General features: G+C 42.5%; 25 protein-coding genes and 3 tRNA genes. 20 read left to right on the forward strand and 8 right to left on the reverse strand.

Annotated elements, in window-relative coordinates; genetic code table 11:
• Positions 1 to 2 precede the first annotated feature (2 nt).
• From pabC to ACMXYP_RS08600, 9 genes are all read left to right on the forward strand, one after another.
• A complete protein-coding gene (gene pabC, locus ACMXYP_RS08560; RefSeq protein ID WP_415884593.1) occupies positions 3 to 818 on the forward strand; it encodes an aminodeoxychorismate lyase in 816 nt (271 codons plus the stop codon).
• Complete coding sequence (mltG, locus tag ACMXYP_RS08565; RefSeq protein ID WP_415884594.1) at positions 815 to 1,840, forward strand: endolytic transglycosylase MltG; 1,026 nt, start codon at positions 815 to 817, stop codon at positions 1,838 to 1,840. The genes pabC and mltG overlap by 4 nt, the downstream gene beginning before the upstream one ends.
• An 11-nt stretch (positions 1,841 to 1,851) precedes the next feature.
• Positions 1,852 to 2,496, forward strand: coding sequence for a dTMP kinase (tmk, locus tag ACMXYP_RS08570; protein WP_415884595.1), 645 nt, complete (start codon positions 1,852 to 1,854; stop codon positions 2,494 to 2,496).
• Positions 2,489 to 3,484 (forward strand): DNA polymerase III subunit delta', encoded by a 996-nt coding sequence (locus ACMXYP_RS08575; RefSeq protein WP_415884596.1) that lies wholly within the window; start codon positions 2,489 to 2,491, stop codon positions 3,482 to 3,484. Before tmk ends, ACMXYP_RS08575 begins: the two co-directional genes overlap by 8 nt.
• Before the next feature lie 15 nt (positions 3,485 to 3,499).
• Positions 3,500 to 3,850 (forward strand): PilZ domain-containing protein, encoded by a 351-nt coding sequence (locus tag ACMXYP_RS08580; protein ID WP_415884597.1) that lies wholly within the window; start codon positions 3,500 to 3,502, stop codon positions 3,848 to 3,850.
• 26 nt (positions 3,851 to 3,876) lie between these two features.
• Positions 3,877 to 4,677 carry a TatD family hydrolase gene (locus ACMXYP_RS08585; protein ID WP_415884598.1) on the forward strand — a complete coding sequence of 267 codons (801 nt, stop codon included), beginning with the start codon at positions 3,877 to 3,879 and terminating at the stop codon, positions 4,675 to 4,677.
• A complete protein-coding gene (locus ACMXYP_RS08590; protein ID WP_415884599.1) occupies positions 4,655 to 5,554 on the forward strand; it encodes a radical SAM protein in 900 nt (299 codons plus the stop codon). Before ACMXYP_RS08585 ends, ACMXYP_RS08590 begins: the two co-directional genes overlap by 23 nt.
• A gap of 125 nt (positions 5,555 to 5,679) precedes the next feature.
• Positions 5,680 to 6,780 (forward strand): malate dehydrogenase, encoded by a 1,101-nt coding sequence (locus ACMXYP_RS08595; protein ID WP_415884600.1) that lies wholly within the window; start codon positions 5,680 to 5,682, stop codon positions 6,778 to 6,780.
• Positions 6,781 to 6,836: 56 nt separating this feature from the next.
• Positions 6,837 to 7,241: a secondary thiamine-phosphate synthase enzyme YjbQ gene (locus ACMXYP_RS08600; protein WP_415884601.1), complete on the forward strand. Its 405-nt coding sequence runs from the start codon at positions 6,837 to 6,839 to the stop codon at positions 7,239 to 7,241.
• Positions 7,242 to 7,315: 74 nt separating this feature from the next.
• Here the strand turns inward: ACMXYP_RS08600 and ACMXYP_RS08605 are convergent, their stop codons facing one another.
• From ACMXYP_RS08605 to ACMXYP_RS08630, 6 genes are all read right to left on the reverse strand, one after another.
• Entirely contained in the window at positions 7,316 to 7,873 is a 558-nt protein-coding gene (locus tag ACMXYP_RS08605) for a chemotaxis protein CheW (RefSeq protein ID WP_415884602.1), read from the reverse strand.
• Positions 7,874 to 8,081: 208 nt separating this feature from the next.
• Entirely contained in the window at positions 8,082 to 8,393 is a 312-nt protein-coding gene (locus tag ACMXYP_RS08610) for a TusE/DsrC/DsvC family sulfur relay protein (RefSeq protein ID WP_415884603.1), read from the reverse strand.
• Between the two features lies 1 nt (position 8,394).
• A complete protein-coding gene (gene tusB, locus ACMXYP_RS08615; RefSeq protein WP_415884604.1) occupies positions 8,395 to 8,637 on the reverse strand; it encodes a sulfurtransferase complex subunit TusB in 243 nt (80 codons plus the stop codon).
• A gap of 55 nt (positions 8,638 to 8,692) precedes the next feature.
• The gene (gene tusC / locus ACMXYP_RS08620; RefSeq protein WP_415884605.1) at positions 8,693 to 9,058 is read right to left on the reverse strand and encodes a sulfurtransferase complex subunit TusC; all 366 of its coding nucleotides are present in this window, start codon (positions 9,056 to 9,058) and stop codon (positions 8,693 to 8,695) included.
• 2 nt (positions 9,059 to 9,060) lie between these two features.
• Positions 9,061 to 9,453 carry a sulfurtransferase complex subunit TusD gene (gene tusD / locus ACMXYP_RS08625; RefSeq protein WP_415884606.1) on the reverse strand — a complete coding sequence of 131 codons (393 nt, stop codon included), beginning with the start codon at positions 9,451 to 9,453 and terminating at the stop codon, positions 9,061 to 9,063.
• 80 nt (positions 9,454 to 9,533) lie between these two features.
• On the reverse strand, positions 9,534 to 10,214 hold the full coding sequence (locus ACMXYP_RS08630) for a Bax inhibitor-1/YccA family protein (RefSeq protein WP_415884607.1): 681 nt from the start codon (positions 10,212 to 10,214) through the stop codon (positions 9,534 to 9,536).
• A gap of 127 nt (positions 10,215 to 10,341) precedes the next feature.
• Here ACMXYP_RS08630 and ACMXYP_RS08635 point away from each other — a divergent pair, with 127 nt between their 5' ends.
• From ACMXYP_RS08635 to ACMXYP_RS08645, 3 genes are all read left to right on the forward strand, one after another.
• Positions 10,342 to 11,094: a pseudouridine synthase gene (locus ACMXYP_RS08635; protein ID WP_415884608.1), complete on the forward strand. Its 753-nt coding sequence runs from the start codon at positions 10,342 to 10,344 to the stop codon at positions 11,092 to 11,094.
• Positions 11,095 to 11,262: 168 nt separating this feature from the next.
• Positions 11,263 to 12,015, forward strand: coding sequence for a 5'-methylthioadenosine/S-adenosylhomocysteine nucleosidase (gene mtnN / locus ACMXYP_RS08640; RefSeq protein ID WP_415884609.1), 753 nt, complete (start codon positions 11,263 to 11,265; stop codon positions 12,013 to 12,015).
• A gap of 45 nt (positions 12,016 to 12,060) precedes the next feature.
• On the forward strand, positions 12,061 to 13,239 hold the full coding sequence (locus ACMXYP_RS08645) for a pyridoxal-phosphate-dependent aminotransferase family protein (protein ID WP_415884610.1): 1,179 nt from the start codon (positions 12,061 to 12,063) through the stop codon (positions 13,237 to 13,239).
• A 32-nt stretch (positions 13,240 to 13,271) separates the two neighbouring features.
• Here ACMXYP_RS08645 and ACMXYP_RS08650 read toward each other — a convergent pair whose 3' ends face one another.
• Positions 13,272 to 13,760, reverse strand: a complete 489-nt coding sequence (locus ACMXYP_RS08650; RefSeq protein ID WP_415884611.1) for a TlpA disulfide reductase family protein — start codon at positions 13,758 to 13,760, stop codon at positions 13,272 to 13,274.
• Between the two features lie 137 nt (positions 13,761 to 13,897).
• On the opposite strand from ACMXYP_RS08650, the gene ACMXYP_RS08655 reads away from it, so the two are divergent.
• Entirely contained in the window at positions 13,898 to 14,773 is an 876-nt protein-coding gene (locus tag ACMXYP_RS08655; protein ID WP_415884612.1) for an NAD(P)-dependent oxidoreductase, read from the forward strand.
• Between the two features lie 115 nt (positions 14,774 to 14,888).
• Positions 14,889 to 15,020, forward strand: a complete 132-nt coding sequence (locus ACMXYP_RS08660; RefSeq protein WP_415884613.1) for a hypothetical protein — start codon at positions 14,889 to 14,891, stop codon at positions 15,018 to 15,020.
• A gap of 48 nt (positions 15,021 to 15,068) precedes the next feature.
• On the opposite strand, the gene ACMXYP_RS08665 is transcribed toward ACMXYP_RS08660, so the two are convergent.
• Positions 15,069 to 15,863 carry a DUF1853 family protein gene (locus ACMXYP_RS08665; protein WP_415884614.1) on the reverse strand — a complete coding sequence of 265 codons (795 nt, stop codon included), beginning with the start codon at positions 15,861 to 15,863 and terminating at the stop codon, positions 15,069 to 15,071.
• 134 nt (positions 15,864 to 15,997) lie between these two features.
• Between ACMXYP_RS08665 and ACMXYP_RS08670 the strand changes: the two genes are divergently transcribed.
• From ACMXYP_RS08670 to ACMXYP_RS08695, 6 genes are all read left to right on the forward strand, one after another.
• Positions 15,998 to 16,303 carry an excinuclease ABC subunit C gene (locus ACMXYP_RS08670; RefSeq protein WP_415884615.1) on the forward strand — a complete coding sequence of 102 codons (306 nt, stop codon included), beginning with the start codon at positions 15,998 to 16,000 and terminating at the stop codon, positions 16,301 to 16,303.
• Positions 16,304 to 16,387: 84 nt separating this feature from the next.
• Positions 16,388 to 18,148 carry an excinuclease ABC subunit UvrC gene (uvrC, locus tag ACMXYP_RS08675; RefSeq protein ID WP_415884616.1) on the forward strand — a complete coding sequence of 587 codons (1,761 nt, stop codon included), beginning with the start codon at positions 16,388 to 16,390 and terminating at the stop codon, positions 18,146 to 18,148.
• 7 nt (positions 18,149 to 18,155) lie between these two features.
• Positions 18,156 to 18,704 (forward strand): CDP-diacylglycerol--glycerol-3-phosphate 3-phosphatidyltransferase, encoded by a 549-nt coding sequence (gene pgsA / locus ACMXYP_RS08680; protein ID WP_415884617.1) that lies wholly within the window; start codon positions 18,156 to 18,158, stop codon positions 18,702 to 18,704.
• 90 nt (positions 18,705 to 18,794) lie between these two features.
• Positions 18,795 to 18,869, forward strand: a tRNA-Gly gene (locus tag ACMXYP_RS08685).
• 22 nt (positions 18,870 to 18,891) lie between these two features.
• Positions 18,892 to 18,965, forward strand: a tRNA-Cys gene (locus ACMXYP_RS08690).
• Positions 18,966 to 18,970: 5 nt separating this feature from the next.
• Positions 18,971 to 19,057: transfer RNA gene (locus tag ACMXYP_RS08695), tRNA-Leu, on the forward strand.
• Positions 19,058 to 19,282 lie beyond the last annotated feature (225 nt).

The following is a 19,282-nucleotide window of genomic DNA, read 5'->3' on the forward strand; positions in this document are numbered from 1 at the left end:
TTATGACTAAGTACTGGATTAATGGCGTTTTAGCCGATCAGGTATCTATAAATGACCGCGGTCTAAGTTACGGCGATGGTTTATTTGAAACTATTGCTGTGATCGATGGTAAGCCACACTTGTTCGATCAGCATATGGAGCGTTTACAGATTGGCTTGGATCGCCTGAAATTCCCTGAAGGGACAATAGAAGCCGTAAAGAATGATATTCAAGCTTTAAGCTTCTCCGGTAATCAAACATTAAAGCTAACAGTGACGCGGGGTTTAGGTGAAAGAGGCTATAAGCTTCCTGCCACTTGTGTGCCTGCACGTATCATCAGTCTTTCGGATTCAGCTGATTTCGCTCAGCAAAGACAGCAAGGTGTTTCTGTAAGGCTCTGTCAGCAGCGATTAGGTCTTAATCCTGTTTTGGCAGGGATCAAACATCTAAATAGGCTAGAGCAGGTTCTCGCAAGATCTGAGTGGTCTGATCCAGATATCGCTGAAGGTTTTGTATCCGATCTAGATGGTAACCTTGTTGAAGGCACTATGAGTAACCTTTTTTGGGTCCAAGACGGCGTGCTCTACACACCGAAAATAGATTTAAGTGGTGTGAAAGGGGTTATGCGTGATCGCCTGATCGTATTAGCTAACGAGCTATCAGTTGAGGTTATCGAAGGGGGATACCCTGAATCAGTACTTGATAGTGCAGAAGAAGTTTTTATATGTAACAGTCTGATCGGTATTTGGCCGGTTATAACGATCGATGGCAAGCCTTTAAATATCGGCCCTATCACCAGAGATCTGCAGTTATTGCTATCTAAGGAAATGAGTTGTTGAAAAAAATATTAACTGTTTTGTTTGTCCTTATTGTGTCGGGTGCGGCAGGGGCTTATTGGTTATGGAATGATTACAATGCTTTCCTTAATGCATCACTTCCCGTTAAAGAGAAGGCTCTTTTTGAAGTAAAAAAAGGTAGTAGTTTCAATAGAGTAGTTGCAGATCTTAAAGAAAGTTATGGAGAGGTTAATAACCATTATTTCAAGATCTACGGCCGACAATCTGGTCTGGCGAATAAGATTAAAGCCGGTGAATATGAGTTAAAAGCTGGTTTGACGCCGGTTGAATTCCTAAAGGTAATTACATCGGGCGTATCTAAAAATTATCGCTTTACGATCATTGAAGGCAGTAATTTCAAAGAGATGATTCACGCGATTAGTGAGCATAAATACCTTAAAGACGATGTTAGCCATTTAAGTAGAGAAGAACTTCTTAAGCAGCTCGGCGTTTCTGAAAAACACCCAGAAGGTTTGTTTCTAGCGGAGACGTTCAGTATCGAGAAGAACGGTTCAGCACTGGCGGTATTAAAGCGCTCTAACGCTATGATGCAAAAGATTTTGGAAGATGAATGGCAAAAACGCGACAGCAAACTGCCATACAAGTCATCTTATGAGGCTTTAATCATGGCTTCCATTGTTGAAAAGGAAACAGCGCGAGCGGATGAGCGTCCGATTATTTCTGGTGTGTTTGTTCGTAGATTGAATAAACGCATGCGCCTGCAAACTGACCCGACCGTTATTTACGGCATGGGAGATGAGTACAACGGCAATATTCGTCGTAAAGATTTAAGAAAGCCAACGCCTTACAACACCTACGTAATACCGGCGCTACCGCCTACACCTATCGCCATGGTTGGTAAGGAAGCCATTGAAGCAGCGCTTAATCCTGCAGACGGTAAAGCGCTTTATTTTGTTGCTAAAGGCGATGGCAGTCATTATTTTTCAGCGACTTTGAAAGAGCATAACAATGCAGTTAGGCGTTATCAGCTTACGCGTCGTAAAGATTATCGCTCTTCGCCATAGGACCCAAAATTATGAATACAAGCGTTAAAGGTCGCTTTATCACTGTTGAAGGCACTGAAGGGGTTGGTAAATCAACAAATATTGAATATTTGTGTCAGCTACTACGTGACCGCGGCATAGAAATTATTCTAACCCGTGAGCCAGGCGGAACACCGTTAGCAGAAGAGTTACGTGAACTACTTCTTTCTCCTCGTGATGAGCGTGTTAGTGAAGACACAGAATTGTTGCTGATGTTTGCGGCGCGTGCCCAGCATATCGAAAATGTGATTCGTCCTGCGCTTGAGCGTGGAGCTTGGGTTATAAGCGATCGATTTACCGATGCGACTTATGCTTACCAAGGTGGCGGAAGAGATGTAGATCTTGAGCATATCGCGATGCTAGAGAGAATCGTTCAGCATGGTCTTCATCCTGATATGACGTTGCTTTTGGATTTAGATGTAGAAATCGGCTTACAACGTGCTTCGCAAAGAAGTGTGCCTGATCGCTTTGAACAGGAAAAGTTGGATTTCTTCCATAAAGTTCGCAACATGTACTTATCTAGAGCAGGAGCTGAGCCTAATCGTTTTAGTGTAATTGATGCATCTAAGAGTATTCCTGAAGTACAGGCGCAAATTTTAGATGCTGTAAATACGTTTGTGGGTTCTGATAATGCCTGAACTGTTAAAGCCGTTTCCATGGTTTGATGAGCGATTTTCTCATCTAAGTCAGTTGCATGATCAAAACCGTTTGCCTCATGCATTGCTAATTCATGGCATGCCGGGTATAGGTAAAGCGGCTTTTGCAACAGCGTTTGCGCAATCTCTTCTATGTCAAAGTCCTGTGCAGGGCCGAGCATGCAGTCATTGCAAGTCATGTGACCTTAATGCTGCTGGTAGTCACCCAGATCTCTTTATTCTCTCGCCAGAAGAAGAGGGTAAGCAGTTAAAGGTTGATCAAGTTCGTGGATTAGGGGAATTCATCTACAGTACCGCACAGCAAGGTGGTTATCGTGCAGTGGTTGTTGATCCTGCCGATGCTATGAATATCGCTTCTGCCAACGCGCTTTTGAAAATGTTAGAGGAGCCAGGGGCTGATACAATTATTCTGCTGGTTACTTCTAAAATGGGTCAGGTGTTGCCGACCATTAAAAGCCGTTGTCAGCATGTGGAGTGCCATAATCCTTCTGAAGGAGACGCAATTGACTGGTTGATGGCTGCTGCTGAGATTGATGCTGAGAAGGCTAAAAGTATACTGCATATCAATCGTGGAGCACCTAAAGAGGCCTTGTCATACATAGTAAAAGGCTTAAATGAGCATCGAGCACAGCTAATTCGCGGACTTGCGGATATACTTAAACAAAGAAGAACAGCGCTTGAGGTTGCTCAATCTTGGCAAAAGCTTGATTTAGAGATGTTGCTAGGGTGGTTTTACAGTTTGTTATCTGATGCTGCTCGTGGTTCGGTATGTCAAAGTCCTGAGTTATTAAGGCAGGATGATGCGCGTAATATGCTGAATGCAGTTGCTAAAAAAACCAACCCAGTTAAAATCTTTAAATTAGCGGATAAAGTACACGAAGAGCGCAGAGCAATAATGCTTAGGCAAAACCCTAATAAGCAGTTATTGTTAGAAAATATACTATTGGAATGGGCTGCGCTGCTCAATTAAGGATAAAGGTTCAATATGGTTGCTGTACCACGTTTAAGTCATGGCATTTTGTCTTTGAATATTCAGACAAAGGAAGAGCTATACGAGGCTTACTTACCGTACATCATTAATAGCGGATTATTTATTCCTACTCTACGCTCTTATCATCTAGGCGAAGAGGTGTTTATGTTGCTTGAATTAATGGATGAAGGCGACAAAATACCGGTTACAGGGAAGGTGATTTGGGTTACCCCAAAAGGCGCACAAGGTGGTCGAACACCAGGTATTGGTATTCAACTCTCCGCTGATGATACTACCCTAGTTAACAAAATAGAGACCTATCTGGCAGGAACTTTAAACTCAGAGAAAAAAACAAACGCTCTGTAGTGTAAATCCTTCCTATCTAAATATTTATGTTCATCGATTCTCACTGTCATTTGGACAGGTTAGACCTGTCTCCCTACGATAATAATTTTTCAGATATGCTTCAGGCAGCTTTTGACCGTAAGGTCGATGCGATGCTTTGTATATCTATCGCAATGTCGCAATTTCCTTCAATGTATGAGCTGATAAAGCCGTATGAAAAGGTGTTCGCTTCGGTTGGTATTCATCCCTTGTCCGCTGCTGAGGAGCAAGTGAGTGTTCAGGAGCTAATTGAGCATGCCTCTCAGCCGAGAGTTATCGCTATTGGTGAAACGGGTCTGGACTATTACTATCAAACAGATACTAAAGAGGCTCAGCAGAAAAGTTTTGAGACTCATCTAGTTGCTGCAGGCGAATTAAAGCTTCCTGTTATTGTCCATACGCGTGATGCTCGTCAAGATACACTGGATATGATTAAGGCTTATGGCAATCAAGAATCCGGTGGGGTGCTGCACTGTTTCACTGAAAGCTTAGAGATGGCAAAAGCTGCACTGGATATGAATTACTATATCTCGTTTTCTGGCATCACTACGTTCCGGAATGCCAGTGAGTTGCGCGATGTGGTTAAGGCGATCCCTTTAGAGCGCATTCTTATCGAGACTGATGCCCCTTATCTGGCACCTGTGCCTCATAGAGGCAAGAAAAATGAGCCTAAGTACGTGGTTGAAGTGGCTCAGTGCATTGCAGATCTTAAGGGTGTTTCCATTGATGTAGTTGCTCAGCAAACTACTGATAATTTCTACCGACTTTTTAATAAGGCGGATCAGAATGTTTCAATATCCTCCAATTAATTACATCGATCCTGTTTTTAGGCCGCCAAGTGAAGCTCATTCACTGATCCTGCAGGTAACGAATGGTTGTAGTTGGAACAAGTGCACGTACTGTGAAATGTATCGTGCACCACAAAAAAAATTCCGTCCTAAAACTATTGCTGATATCACTGAAGAAGTCATTCGTTGTATTGCCGCGCTAGGCGCTGTTCGAAAGGTGTTTCTCGCTGATGGCGACGCAATGGCTTTGTCATTTAAGCGCTTGAAAGAGATCTTGCTAGTCATTAAAGAGTACCTTCCAAGCATTTCTCGTGTATCAGCTTATTGCTTGCCTCGTAATCTTTTAAATATCTCCGTCGAAGAGTTATCTGAGTTACGTGAATTAGGTTTGTCGCTTCTGTATGTAGGTGCTGAGAGCGGTAATGATGAGATTCTTGAGAAAATAGAGAAGGGTGAAACTTTTGAATCGACTAAGGAGGCTCTGCTAAAGATTAAAGCGGCCGGTATCAAATCGTCTGTGATGATAATTAATGGTATGGGTGGAGTAAAATACTCTCACCAGCATGCGATTGATTCAGCGCGATTGGTCAATGAGGTTCAGCCGGATTACTTAGCGACCTTGGTGCTATTTTTTCATCAAGGTGAGGCTGAGTTTGTACAGTCGTTCGGTGATGATTTTGAGTTCTGTAACCAACGCCAGTTGATCGAAGAGATGCAAACCTTTATCAGTCATCTTGATTTGGATAAAACCATTTTTAGAAGTGATCATGCCTCTAATTATCTAGTGCTCAAAGGAATTTTAGGTCGTGATAAGGAAAAGCTACTTACAATGATCGATGGTGCATTAAATTCTGAAAGTAGTGTATTCCTACGCTCGGAATCTAGTCGTGGTCTATAAAAATACTTCTTCGGTTTATTGAAAGAGTTCATATTGAGTACTAGAGAAGTACTTACATAATTGCTTACAACTTATATACTTTGGTATTAAATGATTTTATTGCCAATATTTAGGGGTAAAAAGCAATGAGACGTCCAGTTCGAGTAGCCGTAACCGGTGCCGCAGGTGCTATTAGCTACAGTTTGCTGTTTAAGATTGCTGCTGGTGAAATGATGGGTAAGGATCAGCCTGTAATTCTGCAGCTGATTGAACTACCGCAAGCGATGGATGCACTTCGTGGTGTCGCAATGGAATTGATGGATTGCGCATACCCACTTCTTCATACCATCACTCTGCATGACAATGTCGAAGATGGTTTTAAAAACGCTCACTATGCATTACTAGTAGGTGCCAAGCCACGTGGTCCAGGTATGGAGCGTAGCGATCTATTGGAAGAAAACGCTGCTATTTTTGCTCGTCAGGGTAAAGCACTAAATGATTTCGCTAACCGTGACGTTAAAGTACTTGTTACAGGTAACCCTGCAAATACGAATGCACTTATCGCTAGCCGCAACGCACCGGACTTAAGCCCATCGCAGTTTACTTGTTTAACTCGTTTGGATCACAACCGCGCTAAAGGCATTCTAGCGAACCACTGTGGTGCTACAACACGTGATATTGGTGGAATCATGATTTGGGGTAACCATTCTCCAACTCAATATCCAGATCTACATCAGGCAACAATCCTAGGTAAGCCTGCTATGTCTCAGATCGACACTGCTTGGTACAGAGATGAGTTTATCCCTAAAGTGCAGAAGCGTGGTGGTGAGATCATCGAAGCGCGCGGCCTTTCTAGTGCCGCATCTGCAGCACAAGCGATTGTTGATCAGATGCGTGATTGGGTGCTTGGTACAGAACCGGGTGAGATCATCAGTATGGGTATTCTGAGTGACGGTAGTTATGGTATCGCGAAAGGTATCTTCTACTCATTCCCTGTACGCTGTAATTACGGCCGTTACCAAATCGTTCACGATATTGATGTAAACGATTTCAGCCGTCAACGTTTAACAGCGACTGAGCAAGAATTGCTTGATGAAAAGCAGATCGTTGACCACTTGCTACCAAAAGAAACTGAAGCTTCTCATCAGAATCTATCTATCTGCTTACGCTCAGGCGTAACTCTGTATGCTGACAATGCAGGTCCTGATGCTGAAGATAAGTTCATGACAACAAACAGGGTAATGTAGTTTTAACGATTACTAATCTGTTAAAGTGCCTCTTCATCTGAAGGGGCATTTTTTTTATGGTAAAGCTACTTACAGTTAATACAGGCCATCAAGGGCTATTTGAGTTTACGCGCGAGTTGCAACAATTGGTTGAAGGTAGCGGTATAACTGAAGGGTTGTGTACGTTACTCATACAGCATACTAGCGCTAGTTTAATTATTCAGGAAAATGCAGATCCGAGTGCTAAGCAGGACTTGGAGGCTTGGCTAAACCGTTTGGTGCCCGAACGAGATTCCCTTTATACCCATACGTTAGAAGGGGTCGATGATATGCCGGCACATATTAAGAGTGTTCTGACGAGTCCTTCTCTGTCAATCCCGGTCTTGAATGGTCGGTTATGTTTGGGTACTTGGCAGGGTGTATATTGTTGGGAGCATCGCCATTGCTCATCTTGCAGACAAATTGCTGTACATATTGGTTAGGTTATCTTAAAAAGCTTTAAATATATAAGGCACAAAAAAAGCTGCATTTGCAGCTTTTTTTATTTTTATCGGGCTTAGAACTCTTCTGTCGTTTCCATTGGGGTGACGCTTTGTAGCATCTTTAAGAGATCTAACAGAATAATTAAAATGCTGTTGTAGTAGCATACGCCTTGAACAAAACGTTTTGTGGTTTCTTCACCAGTAGCATTAGGCGCACGATCGATATCGTTCTGAGGAAGATTAATTACTTCGTCAACGCTATCAACCACTAATCCAACAACTTCTTGCTCATTGTACTCAACAACGATAATGCGCGTATCATCATCGGGTTCGTGTGGGCTCAAGCCAAACATCTGACGTGTATCGATAACAGTTACAACATTACCACGCAGATTGATGATACCCAGAATGAAATAGTCTGAACCAGGCACTGGGGTAATTTCGCTGTAACGAAGTACCTCTTTAACCTGGACTACATCAACGCCGTACAACTCATTATCGACCTTGAAGGTTGCCCATTGGTGATAGATGACTTCTTCTTGATTGCTGCGTTTAGTATCACTTGCTTCTTGGTGCAAAGCTTGCTCAGCTTGTAACGATTTAAGGTGTTCAGCTGCTGCTTCTAGACCCATAATGTTCTACCTATCCTGTTTGCTACAACTAAGGACTCTTAAGGTAAAAAGAGTGCTTTTTTATATTTCGAGTATCCCACAGCTTTAAAATGCTTAAAAGTAGGGAGATAGTGTTTTGTTAAAGCATAGACTAGCAATGCTACGGTTTAAACCGTACAGATCAAAAAAAGTAATTATTTCAGCTGGATGGAGTAAATTTATTTAACCGCTATAGACAGTTATCAGGTTTAGGTAAGCCGGAAATTTTTGCAATCAATTTCGCAGGGCTGCCAGGGAAAAGCTTCATTAGATAGATACTTTTTCCTTTGTCTTTACCTAGCTTAAGTGAAACCGCTTTGACTAGAGGTCGCATAGCTGGAGAGAGCTGATATTGTTCGTAAAAGTCACGAATAATATGAATGACCTCCCAATGATCTTGGGTTAAATTCAGCCCTTCATTTTCGGCTATAGAATTAGCAACTGATTCATCCCAGTCATCTAGGTTTCTGAGATAACCTTCTTCATCAAACTCGATAGTCATATTAAAACCAGCTAACAACTTTGTTCATTTTGCAGCTTAGTTCTACAAACTGCTCATCTGTTGCCAGTGTAAAGCGTGTGCTTAACTTATCAGTTATACCTCGCGCGCTTACATCAGGCTCTAAGGCAAAGAGTTTACAGTTCTCAGGTAAGTTTGAGAAAAGTGTTGCGTTAGCAGATAGGGCGGCATAGACGCCGTCTTCAATTACCAGAACGGTGTCGTTGTCTTTAACGCTCGCAAGCATTCTGTTTAAAAGTTGCGTGTTGTTATGAGATTTATTTAATAGATGTAAAATCATATTAGAACGTCAATACAGTATCGTGGCTTTCAAGTAGTTTGCTTAAGTCGTTCTGAGTGATTATTTGAACAGGCAAACCAAGATCAGTTTCTGAGAGCGTGTTAGCTGCAAGATCTTCAGCACAAACAAATATCTGTTCAATATCGTACATTGGCAGTGCGCTAAGCATTGATTCAATATTTTTATGGCCTGTTTGCTCAGTGTTGTGGCTTTTAAGGAGTTGGAACAGACCGTCCCCTAAAAATGCCAAACTGATGGGCATCTCGAAAATAGAACAGGTTAAAGCAACATCTAATGCCTCGCGTGCGAAACTTGTACCGTAAGGTGCATGTTGATTTAGGATTAATACAGATTTTTTATCACTCATCATCAAGCCCCAAATGTAACTACGCGATCTGAAACGGCAATAGCTTCTGCTAACTGACCAAGACCTGAGAGTTCAAAGCCTTTAGCAATGTTTCCACACGGTTTTTCATAGCGTTTAGCTTCATTGTCATCTAGTACGCCTCGCTTTATTGCTGCTGCAATACACACAACAAGGTCTAGATCGTATTTGGTTGCCAAGGCTTGCCACTCTCTAGGTAAATGGGTTTCGTCCTGTGGTGGGGCGATTAGAGAATTAGCGAGATTAACGCCATCGGCATAAAAGAACACTCGATACAGCTCATGGCCTTGCTGCAAGAGTGTTTTAGCATAACGTAATGCTGTCGCTGCCGATTGACTGCTAGAGGGTGAGGCCTGAATGACTATTGAGAATTTCATTGGATTGCTAAAGCCTATAACGAAAAAGCCCCGCAATCTTATCAAAGAAAGCGGGGCTTTTTTATATATTTACGAACTACTTAGTCGTCGCTTAAGAAGCCAACAAGGCTTAGTAGGTGGATAAATAGGTTATAAATATTCAGGTATAAGCTAACAGTCGCCATAACGTAGTTAGTGTATGTGCCGTTAACGATGTTGCTAGTGTCGTAAAGAATAAAGCCACACATTAGCAGCACGACAAGGGCAGAGAATGCTAAATGAAGTGCGCCTAGCTGTACGCCAAATAAAGGCAGTACAAACAAAGCAACCATTGCAATCAGAGCAACCATCATACCAGCAGCCAAGAAGCCACCCATGAAGCTGAAATCTTTCTTACTTGTTAGAACGTAAGCAGATAGGCCGAAAAAGGTTAGGGCGGTCATGCTTAGTGCTGTTGTTACGATCTGGCCGCCATTTGCCATTGCAAGATAGCTATTGATCAGTGGCCCAAGGCCAAAGCCCATCATACCAGTGAACAAGAAAACCAAAGGAATAGCTGCAGCGCTATTTTGTTTCTTGTTTAAGATAAATAGCATTACAAAACTAAGAATGAAGCTGCCGATATAAACAAAAAACGGCATCTGAAGCATCATAGAGATGCCAGCAGAAATAGCGCTTACAACCATTGTCATGGCTAGTAGCATGTATGTGTTACGAATAACTTTGTTCGTCTGCAGCACGGACTGTTCGGAACGAGCATCGTAAGTATTTACGTTACGCATGATATCCTCGAAAAAGATTTCCCTATTAAGTTTCTCTATATATAAGTATTTTAGTCGGTTTTTCAAGCCCTTTACATAGTTTTAGTGGGGGGTAGAATCTCCCGCTCATACTAAAACGACCTTTGTTATGACTGATCTTGATATTCTCTTTGAAGACGAGCATTTAATTGCAGTTAATAAGCCTTCTGGTTTGTTGGTTCACCCAAGTTGGATCGCACCTCGTGGTACACCTAATTTAGCATCCATGCTGAAAAGCTATTTCGATGGTGGTAGTCCTTACACCATTCATCGTTTAGATCGACCAACCTCTGGGGTTATTTTATTTGGTAAAAACAAAGAGATAGCGCAACAAATGAATCTAATCTTTGCAGAAAGAAAGATTAGTAAAACTTATCTCTGTATGTGTCGTGGCTACACTCCAGAACAGGATGTGATTGATTACGCGCTGAAAGAGCAGTTAGATAAAATAGCTGATAAGCACGCAAATCAAGATAAAGAACCCCAAGAAGCGGTTTCAAATTATAAGCGTTTAGCGACTGTTGAAATTGATATGCCAGTAGGACGGTATGAAAAATCCCGCTATTCACTGGTGGAAGTTAAGCCTGAAACAGGAAGAAAGCACCAAATCCGTCGTCATATGAAGCATATCTTTCATCCAATCGCGGGTGATACCAAACACGGTGACAATAAACATAACAAAGCTTTAAAGCAGGAATTCGATCTTCAGCGCTTGATGCTAATGGCGACTGAGCTGGAGTTTATTCACCCTGTAACAGAACAAGCTCTAAAACTAACTGCACCAGTCGATGAATATTGTGATCAATTGTTTAGCGGCTTTGGTTGGTCAGGATTGTACCCAATAGGTAAAACTGAGCCTTAGCAATAGCCTGTACTAAATCAATTAATATCTATTTTTTGAGGCTTGAGCACAATTTAACGGCCATAAGCCAGTATTCATGGGGATTGGGGCTAGGTTTTTTATAAAAGCTATGCTCTAATCGCGCATTATTAAGATGGTAATTACGGCCTTTTTAGACGGTAAACATTGATGACCCAAGAACAAAGCATTTCCGCGCTACTTTCTCAGAAAAACGGCAACATTCGTATCGGTATTATCGGTGCAATGGATGAAGAGGTGGAGCTATTAAAAGCTGCACTGGAAGAGAGAGAAGACCATGAAATAGCTGGGTACTTACTTTTTACAGGTAAGTTACATGGACACGATATTGTTTTGCTTAAATCTGGTATCGGTAAAGTCAACGCGGCTATTGGAACTACTATTCTTCTTCAGGCATTTAAACCTGATTGTGTTATCAATACAGGTTCTGCTGGTGGTTATGATCCAGAACTCAATGTTGGTGATATCGTTATTTCTTCTGAAGTTCGTCATCACGATGTGGATTTAACGGTATTTGGCTACGAATATGGCCAAGTGCCACGTCAGCCTGCAGCATTTACTCCAGACGCGACTTTGGCAAAGGTCGCTGAACGTTGTATTGAGCGCATGGACGGAATGACTACTACACGTGGTTTGATCTGTACAGGCGATCAGTTTATGAACGATCCTGAGCGTGTAGAACGAAAACGAAAGCTGTTCCCTGAAATGAAAGCGGTTGAAATGGAAGCTGCTGCAATTGCTCAAACATGTCATCAATTTAATACGCCGTTCATCGTGATTCGTGCTTTGTCAGACATCGCAGGTAAAGAGTCTGGCGTGTCATTCGACCAATTTCTTGTGACTGCAGCTAAACATTCTGCAGAAATGATCATCGCAATGATTGATGAGTTGGCTTCCAACTGATACAAATAAGGCCTTTGTAACATGTAGCAATTATAAGGGCCTTAAATGACTACCTCTTTTTACCCACCTGTTCGTACCCTGATGGGCCCTGGACCATCAGATGTAAGCCCTCGAGTTCTATCGGCGATGGCTCGCCCAACAATCGGTCACCTTGATCCTGAATTTATCCGCATGATGGATGAAATCAAAGTGATGCTGAAAAACCTTTTCAAAACTGATAACGAATTAACAATGCCTGTGTCTGCACCTGGTTCTGCAGGAATGGAAGCGTGCTTTGTTAACTTGGTTGAGCCGGGTGATAAGGTGATCGTTTGCCAAAACGGTGTTTTTGGCGGTCGTATGAAAGAGAATGTAGAGCGTTTTGGTGGCGAATGCATTCTTGTTCAAGATGAATGGGGTCAGCCTGTGGATCTTGAAAAGGTTAAAGCTGCGTTTGCAGACAATGAAAATGTTAAAGCTTTGGCTTTTGTCCATGCGGAAACATCTACGGGTGTCCGTTCTGATGCAAAAGCACTTTGTGAATTAGCTCGGGCTAACGGCGCTCTTACTATTGTTGATGCTGTAACGTCCCTTGGCGGTGTAGAAGTTGACGTTGATGGCTGGGGTATTGATGCAATTTACTCCGGTACACAGAAGTGCCTTTCTTGTCCTCCTGGTATCTCTCCAGTGAGTTTTAGCCAGAAAGCAGTTGAGGCTATCCAAAACCGTACAAGCTCTGTTCCTAGCTGGTTCTTAGATACGAACCTTGTAATGGGATACTGGGGTGGTGGCGGAAAGCGTGCTTATCACCATACAGCGCCTGTGAACTCTCTATATGCGCTGCATGAGTCTCTTGTAATGCTTGAGGAAGAGGGCCTTGAAAATGCTTGGGCTCGTCATCAGAAGCTGCATTTGGCACTACGTGCGGGTCTTGAAGCAATGGGTATCGGTTTCCTAGTTGATGAAGATTGTCGCCTGCCACAGCTTAACTCTGTCATCATACCTGATGGCGTTGATGATGCTGCTGTGCGTACAGCGCTACTGAAAAATTACAATCTAGAGATCGGTGCGGGCCTTGGTGCTTTGGCTGGTAAAGTATGGCGTATCGGTTTGATGGGTACTGCATGTACTCAGCGCAATGTTATGTTGTGCCTAGACGCTCTAGAAAACACACTTGCTGAGATGGATGCACCAATTAAAATTGGTGTTGCAGCTCAAGCAGCAGCTGCAGTATTGGCTGAATAAGTTATTTAAGCCATGGATCATCGGTCCATGGCTTATTTTAATGTCTGGCTAATTAAAGCAATTGATTCAGGGTGGTCCCACTCTTTACCGCCAAGAATTGTATCAATCAGCTTTCCTTCTTTATCGAACAATAATGTCATCGGCAGTCCTTTAATGCCAAATTCATTAAAAGAACGATTTTTCTCATCAAGTAAGATGGTAAACGTTAATTCGGTATCAAGTTCCATTAAAAAACTGGAAACAGATACAGAATCCTCACCGGCATTGATCGCCACAATCTCAAAGTCTTGATCGGCAAAATGCTCCTGGAGTCTCTGCATGGATGGCATCTCTTTGATGCAAGGCGGACACCAAGTTGCCCAGAAATTAAGTAGAACGACTTTTCCTTTGTAATTCGCTAAAGAAACCGTTTCGTGATCTGTGTTTTGAAAGCTCAACTTATAGAGTTCGCTTTGTGCTACAGCAGTGGCAGAAGTGGCAAAAAGGAAAATGGAAATAAGTGCTGATTTTAAGAAGGACATACGTTGCTCTCGATAGATACAGTGCGGATGATAGCAAAATAGCAATTTAAAAAGTACGAGATGGTGTTTGCTGTTTCATCCTTTATACTCTGAGCCTATAAAGAATAAAACAGTTCAATCTAGATGGGATAATAAGAATGAAAGTTGCATTTATAGGTTTGGGTGTCATGGGATACCCGATGGCAGGGCATTTAGCGCAAGCAGGTCACGATGTTACGGTTTATAACCGCACGACTGCTAAATCAGAGGCATGGATTGAAGACTATAAAGGCAGTTTTGCTATAACGCCTGCAATGGCAGCTCAGGGGGCAGATATCGTGTTTACCTGTGTTGGCAATGATGATGATTTAAGGGCTGTGACATCAGGCGAGCAGGGTGTGTTAAGCACAATGCAAGCGGGTTCCATTTTGGTGGATCACACTACAGCATCTGCTGAAGTTGCCCGAGAGCTGTCGGAGCTGGCAGGAGAGCAAGGCGTAGGCTTCTTCGATGCTCCTGTATCAGGAGGTCAGGCAGGTGCGGAGAATGGCGTTTTAAGTATTATGGTTGGCGGTAATGCTGCTAACTTTTCTATTGTTGAGCCAGTTATGGATTGTTATGCAAAATCTACGCGTTTGCTTGGAGAGGCGGGCTCTGGGCAATTAGCGAAAATGGTAAATCAGATTTGCATAGCTGGGTTGGTGCAAGGCTTAGCTGAAGGAGTTCACTTTGCCAAAGCTGCAGGTTTGGATGCTGCACAAGTTTTCGATGTAATTCAACATGGTGCTGCTGGATCTTGGCAGATGGTTAATCGCCATCAAACTATGATTGATAATGAATTTGACTTTGGTTTTGCTGTTGATTGGATGCGTAAAGATCTAAATATCGTTCTAGATGAATCCCGAAAAAATGGTGCAAGACTGCCTGTTACTGCATTGGTAGATCAATTTTATGCTGATGTTCAACAAATGGGTGGTGGGCGCTGCGACACCTCGAGCCTTCTCATACGTTTAGAGGGCGACAGAAAGAAATAACCACAATTGATCTATGGTTTTTATGGGCCATTGGTGGATAGACACAGGCTGGTGGCTCTATATAATTGCCCGCGATATTTCTTTATTACTACTACAAAATATCTAGGACAGTTCTATGGATAAATATAACCTAATCTCTGTTGCTCCAAGTCTTGCGATTGTTGCAGCAATGATCATTGGTACATTTGTTGGCGTTAAAGTAATCAAAAATATGATTGCTAAAGATGCAGCGGCTGCAGACAAGTAAGTTGTAGCTTTGCCGGGAACCTCAATTGAGCAACCCGGCTAATTTTTCCTACCAATCGTCCGGCACAACAAACCCTCTATCTAATTCTTTTCCTGTTTTATCAAGTCTAGCCACTAGTATGGGGCGGTCAGCTTTTGATAGCTCTGTCTTTAATTCTGCATAATCTAAAAGATTCGATTGATCCGCAATGAGCCAGTGGGGCTTGATCATGATTGTGTAAAAGTCTGAGTCATTAATATGACTAAGCGCGTTCTGTCTAAGCCACCAGCCCTGTAGGTGACTTGGATTGATTGCGGGATGAAATTCTGTCCTAGTGCCAAACTCAGCAAAAGGATGAAAGAGATACCCCTGTACCAACATGACAAATATGGAAGGGGACAAGCCTTCACTTTTGCATGCATGGATACCCTGAGTTGTTTTAGAAAGTTTGAGTTGATGTTCGATCATCTTCTCATACTTAATATCTAACCGGTCCCTCTTTCCCGGACCGATAAAATTGTGAAGTTTGGTGCCTGAGCCTACTCTTAAATAGTATTTAATTGCGCATTCTAGATGGAAATCCCCGGTCAGGGAGCGGCCAATAAAATCAAATTCGCCAAGTGTTCTTCTGTCCTTAAAAATCTTTATATTTCTTTTAATATCAGTAAGATATATGTCATTCTTAAGAATAAAGTTAACTATATTCTCATAATATCCGCCAAGATTTCTTGCTATGAACGTTGAGCAATTAATCGCTACTGACTTAGATTTATCGTGCTCTAGCAGGTCTTGAAAAGAGGTAAGGCTTTTCGGCGTGTTTATCAGAGAAGGGCTATTGAAAACCCAGTCAATATCATTCTCCATGTTGAGCGCTCTTGTCTTTGGGTTAATTGATATGCAGTCGATTCGTCGTAATCTAAGACTTTCCTTTTTACATCAACTGTTGAAATGCTTAAAGTATGCTGCAAACACGATGGGATTATAAATAAGGGTATACGATGACCAGATCAACAGATAATAACGTCCCTTTAAGCGAACAAAACCGTGATGTTCTGTTATCAGAATCAGACATTAATAATATATTGGTTAATGGTGCACAAATCTCATTAACTAAACTTCGTAAAGCACAAAGTACAGATGCTCAGCTTTGCTACTACGCAGAAATCGGTGTTTACCTAGAGGTATCGCTTTCTCGTGGGGCCGGTATTACTGAGTCGACTATGGAGACTCTGCAAGAAATTCATAGAATTGCTACGCATGAATACATGGATAACCGTAAGCTATTGTCCAAGGTAGAACAGTAAGCAGTGTCAGAAAATACCCCAGCAGAAACATTTGATGCTAGCGCCTTTTTGAAGCAACTCACAAAAAGGCCTGGAATCTATCAAATGTACGATGCAGACAATGAACTTCTGTACATTGGAAAAGCCAAAAACCTTAAAAACAGAGTTTCTAGTTACTTCCGCTCTTCAGGTCTCAGCGTAAAGACTCGTGCGTTGGTTGCGAAGATAGCTGACGTTCAGGTTACTATCACTAATAGTGAAACTGAAGCGTTATTGCTTGAGCAAAACCTGATTAAGCAGCATCGGCCGCCCTATAATATCCTTCTCCGTGACGATAAGTCGTACCCATATATCTTTATCTCAGATAAAGACGATTATCCTGCAGTACGATTTAGTCGAGGAGCAAAGCGTAAAAGCGGTAAATACTTTGGCCCATTTCCAAGCGGTGGGGCAGTCCGCGACAGTCTTAATCTACTTCAGAAGATATTTAAGATTCGTCAGTGCGATGATAGTTTTTATAAAAATAGATCACGCCCTTGCCTTCAGTATCAAATCAAAAGATGCACAGCGCCTTGCGTAAAAGCTATCTCTAAAGAAGATTATCAAGATGATATTCGCCATGCCTCTATGTTTTTAGATGGTAAAAACAACAAGGTTATGGATGAGATTGCTAGTCAGATGGAAAGCGCCTCCGCTGACCTTGAGTTCGAAAAGGCTGCACTTTATAGGGATCAGCTGATCAGTCTGCAAAAAGTGCAAGAGCAGCAGTATGTAACCGGAATGCAAGGAGAGGCTGATGTTATTGGATGTTCAGTCCAGCCTGGCGGGGTCTGTATACATATGCTGTTTATCCGTGGCGGACGAATTATCGGAAGCAAGGCGCACTATCCCAAGGTATCTATAGAAGAAACCTCTAGTGAAATTGTGTCGGCTTTCGTTGCGCAGTGGTATTTGGGTTCGCAGCGTGAAATACCGGCATATATTGTTTTGCCAAGCGAGGTTGAAGATAAAGATTGCTTGCAGCAAGCGATCGAAGAGTTATCAAATAAAAAGGTAGTGCTTTCGCATACGGTTAGAGGTGAGCGAGCAGCATGGCAGAAACTAGCAAATACCAATGCTGAGCAGCAGTTAGGTAGTTATTTAGCTAACAAAAAGAATATCTATAGCCGTTATCTAGAGCTGCAAAGTCTCTTGGATCTTGATGAGATTCCGCAGCGGTTAGAGTGTTTCGATATTAGTCACAGTTCAGGTGAAGCAACAGTTGCCTCGTGTGTAGTGTTCGATAGGAATGGGCCGCTTAAATCAGATTACAGGCATTTTAACATCGAAGGGATTACTCCAGGTGATGACTATGCAGCAATGCATCAAGCTTTACTCAGGCGTTATACGCGTCTTAAGAAAGGAGAGGGTAAATTACCCGATATCCTGTTAATAGATGGCGGTAAGGGGCAGGTCACTCAAGCAATGGAAGTGCTGGACGAACTAAGTATATCCGGCGTCTTAGTTATTGGTGTTGCTAAGGGCCCAACTCGTAAGGCTGGATTTGAGGTTCTTATTTCGGGAGATACGGGTGAAGAGACTGTTTTAGAGAGTAGCTCTGCAGCTTTACATCTAATTCAGCATATTCGTGATGAAGCACATCGATTTGCCATTACAGGACACCGTGCTCGTAGAGGTAAGGCTAGAAAACGCTCAGTTTTAGAGGATATTCCCGGTGTGGGGCCTAAACGAAGAAGAGAATTGCTAAGACATTTTGGTGGAATCCAAGAAGTAGAGCGCGCCAGTGTTGAAGAAATTGCAAAAGTCTCTACCATAAGCAAAACAATTGCCGAAGAAATCTATGCGGCACTCCATCCTGATATTTGAATGCCAGATGAATATACCCAATATACTTACATCTCTACGTATTGTTTTAATTCCTGTCTTTGTGCTGATCTTCTATTTGCCTTATAGCTGGGCGCCCATTGCTACAGGTGTGGTATTTGCTGTTGCTGGCTTTACTGATTGGTTAGATGGTTATTTAGCGAGGAAGTTGAATCAAACCTCTCCCTTTGGCGCTTTCTTGGATCCTGTTGCGGATAAGTTAATGGTAGCTATTTCTCTGGCTCTATTAGTTGAAAGCTATGCGTCATGGTGGATCACAATTCCGGCGATCGTAATTATCGGTAGAGAGATTGTGATATCTGCTCTACGTGAGTGGATGGCTGAAGTAGGACAGAGAGCGAGTGTAGCTGTCTCTTATATCGGTAAGGTAAAAACAGCACTACAGATGCTGGCGATTATGCTCATGATCGTTACAGAGCCCTACACGACAATATCGATAGCAGGGATTGTTGCACTGTATCTAGCAGCAGCATTAACTTTATGGTCTATGTATCAGTACCTTAGAGCTTCTTGGCCTGCTTTATCTGAACAGATGTAAGTGGTTAATAATTAAGCAGATTTTTTTATAAAATATGTGTTGACTTATAATCGGGGCTCTCTATAATACGCACCACATTGTTACAGCAGAGCGGGAATAGCTCAGTGGTAGAGCACAACCTTGCCAAGGTTGGGGTCGCGAGTTCGAACCTCGTTTCCCGCTCCAAATTCTAAAGTAACAATATTGAGGCGCGGTGGCAGAGTGGTCATGCAGCGGACTGCAACTCCGTGTACGCCGGTTCGATTCCGACCCGCGCCTCCATCCTTGCCCGGGTGGTGAAATTGGTAGACACAGGAGACTTAAAATCTCCCGCTCGCAAGAGTGTACCGGTTCGAGTCCGGTCCCGGGCACCACTTGTGGTAATAAATCTCTAGATCTTCTTCCTGCTTTTTACATTCCCTAAGTTCTGTCTTTACTGTTTTTTTCGCTCTTGTTGCATACCTGTCGGCATTTTCTTTGACCTTATTTCATAGTGTCATGTCGTCATGCTGCCTAAACTTGTTTATTTTTCATGTTACTAGGGCTGCATTCTATCTGTGTGATTTATATGGTCTTTTTAGTTCTGTTTGAAATCATTG

Origin of the sequence: Neptuniibacter sp. QD34_54 (assembly GCF_047778055.1) — a bacterium.
GTDB lineage: Bacteria > Pseudomonadota > Gammaproteobacteria > Pseudomonadales > Balneatricaceae > Neptuniibacter.

Bases quoted from the DNA above. Each gene is read 5' to 3' on its own strand.
- pabC (WP_415884593.1), top strand. From the start codon at position 3: ATGACTAAGTACTGGATTAATGGCGTTTTAGCCGATCAGGTATCTATA.
- tmk (WP_415884595.1), top strand. From the start codon at position 1,852: ATGAATACAAGCGTTAAAGGTCGCTTTATCACTGTTGAAGGCACTGAA.
- ACMXYP_RS08575 (WP_415884596.1), top strand. From the start codon at position 2,489: ATGCCTGAACTGTTAAAGCCGTTTCCATGGTTTGATGAGCGATTTTCT.
- ACMXYP_RS08580 (WP_415884597.1), top strand. From the start codon at position 3,500: ATGGTTGCTGTACCACGTTTAAGTCATGGCATTTTGTCTTTGAATATT.
- ACMXYP_RS08585 (WP_415884598.1), top strand. From the start codon at position 3,877: ATGTTCATCGATTCTCACTGTCATTTGGACAGGTTAGACCTGTCTCCC.
- ACMXYP_RS08590 (WP_415884599.1), top strand. From the start codon at position 4,655: ATGTTTCAATATCCTCCAATTAATTACATCGATCCTGTTTTTAGGCCG.
- ACMXYP_RS08595 (WP_415884600.1), top strand. From the start codon at position 5,680: ATGAGACGTCCAGTTCGAGTAGCCGTAACCGGTGCCGCAGGTGCTATT.
- ACMXYP_RS08600 (WP_415884601.1), top strand. From the start codon at position 6,837: ATGGTAAAGCTACTTACAGTTAATACAGGCCATCAAGGGCTATTTGAG.
- ACMXYP_RS08605 (WP_415884602.1), bottom strand. From the start codon at position 7,873: ATGGGTCTAGAAGCAGCAGCTGAACACCTTAAATCGTTACAAGCTGAG.
- ACMXYP_RS08610 (WP_415884603.1), bottom strand. From the start codon at position 8,393: ATGACTATCGAGTTTGATGAAGAAGGTTATCTCAGAAACCTAGATGAC.
- tusB (WP_415884604.1), bottom strand. From the start codon at position 8,637: ATGCTTGCGAGCGTTAAAGACAACGACACCGTTCTGGTAATTGAAGAC.
- tusC (WP_415884605.1), bottom strand. From the start codon at position 9,058: ATGAGTGATAAAAAATCTGTATTAATCCTAAATCAACATGCACCTTAC.
- tusD (WP_415884606.1), bottom strand. From the start codon at position 9,453: ATGAAATTCTCAATAGTCATTCAGGCCTCACCCTCTAGCAGTCAATCG.
- ACMXYP_RS08630 (WP_415884607.1), bottom strand. From the start codon at position 10,214: ATGCGTAACGTAAATACTTACGATGCTCGTTCCGAACAGTCCGTGCTG.
- ACMXYP_RS08635 (WP_415884608.1), top strand. From the start codon at position 10,342: ATGACTGATCTTGATATTCTCTTTGAAGACGAGCATTTAATTGCAGTT.
- mtnN (WP_415884609.1), top strand. From the start codon at position 11,263: ATGACCCAAGAACAAAGCATTTCCGCGCTACTTTCTCAGAAAAACGGC.
- ACMXYP_RS08645 (WP_415884610.1), top strand. From the start codon at position 12,061: ATGACTACCTCTTTTTACCCACCTGTTCGTACCCTGATGGGCCCTGGA.
- ACMXYP_RS08650 (WP_415884611.1), bottom strand. From the start codon at position 13,760: ATGTCCTTCTTAAAATCAGCACTTATTTCCATTTTCCTTTTTGCCACT.
- ACMXYP_RS08655 (WP_415884612.1), top strand. From the start codon at position 13,898: ATGAAAGTTGCATTTATAGGTTTGGGTGTCATGGGATACCCGATGGCA.
- ACMXYP_RS08660 (WP_415884613.1), top strand. From the start codon at position 14,889: ATGGATAAATATAACCTAATCTCTGTTGCTCCAAGTCTTGCGATTGTT.
- ACMXYP_RS08665 (WP_415884614.1), bottom strand. From the start codon at position 15,863: ATGGAGAATGATATTGACTGGGTTTTCAATAGCCCTTCTCTGATAAAC.
- ACMXYP_RS08670 (WP_415884615.1), top strand. From the start codon at position 15,998: ATGACCAGATCAACAGATAATAACGTCCCTTTAAGCGAACAAAACCGT.
- uvrC (WP_415884616.1), top strand. From the start codon at position 16,388: ATGTACGATGCAGACAATGAACTTCTGTACATTGGAAAAGCCAAAAAC.
- pgsA (WP_415884617.1), top strand. From the start codon at position 18,156: ATGAATATACCCAATATACTTACATCTCTACGTATTGTTTTAATTCCT.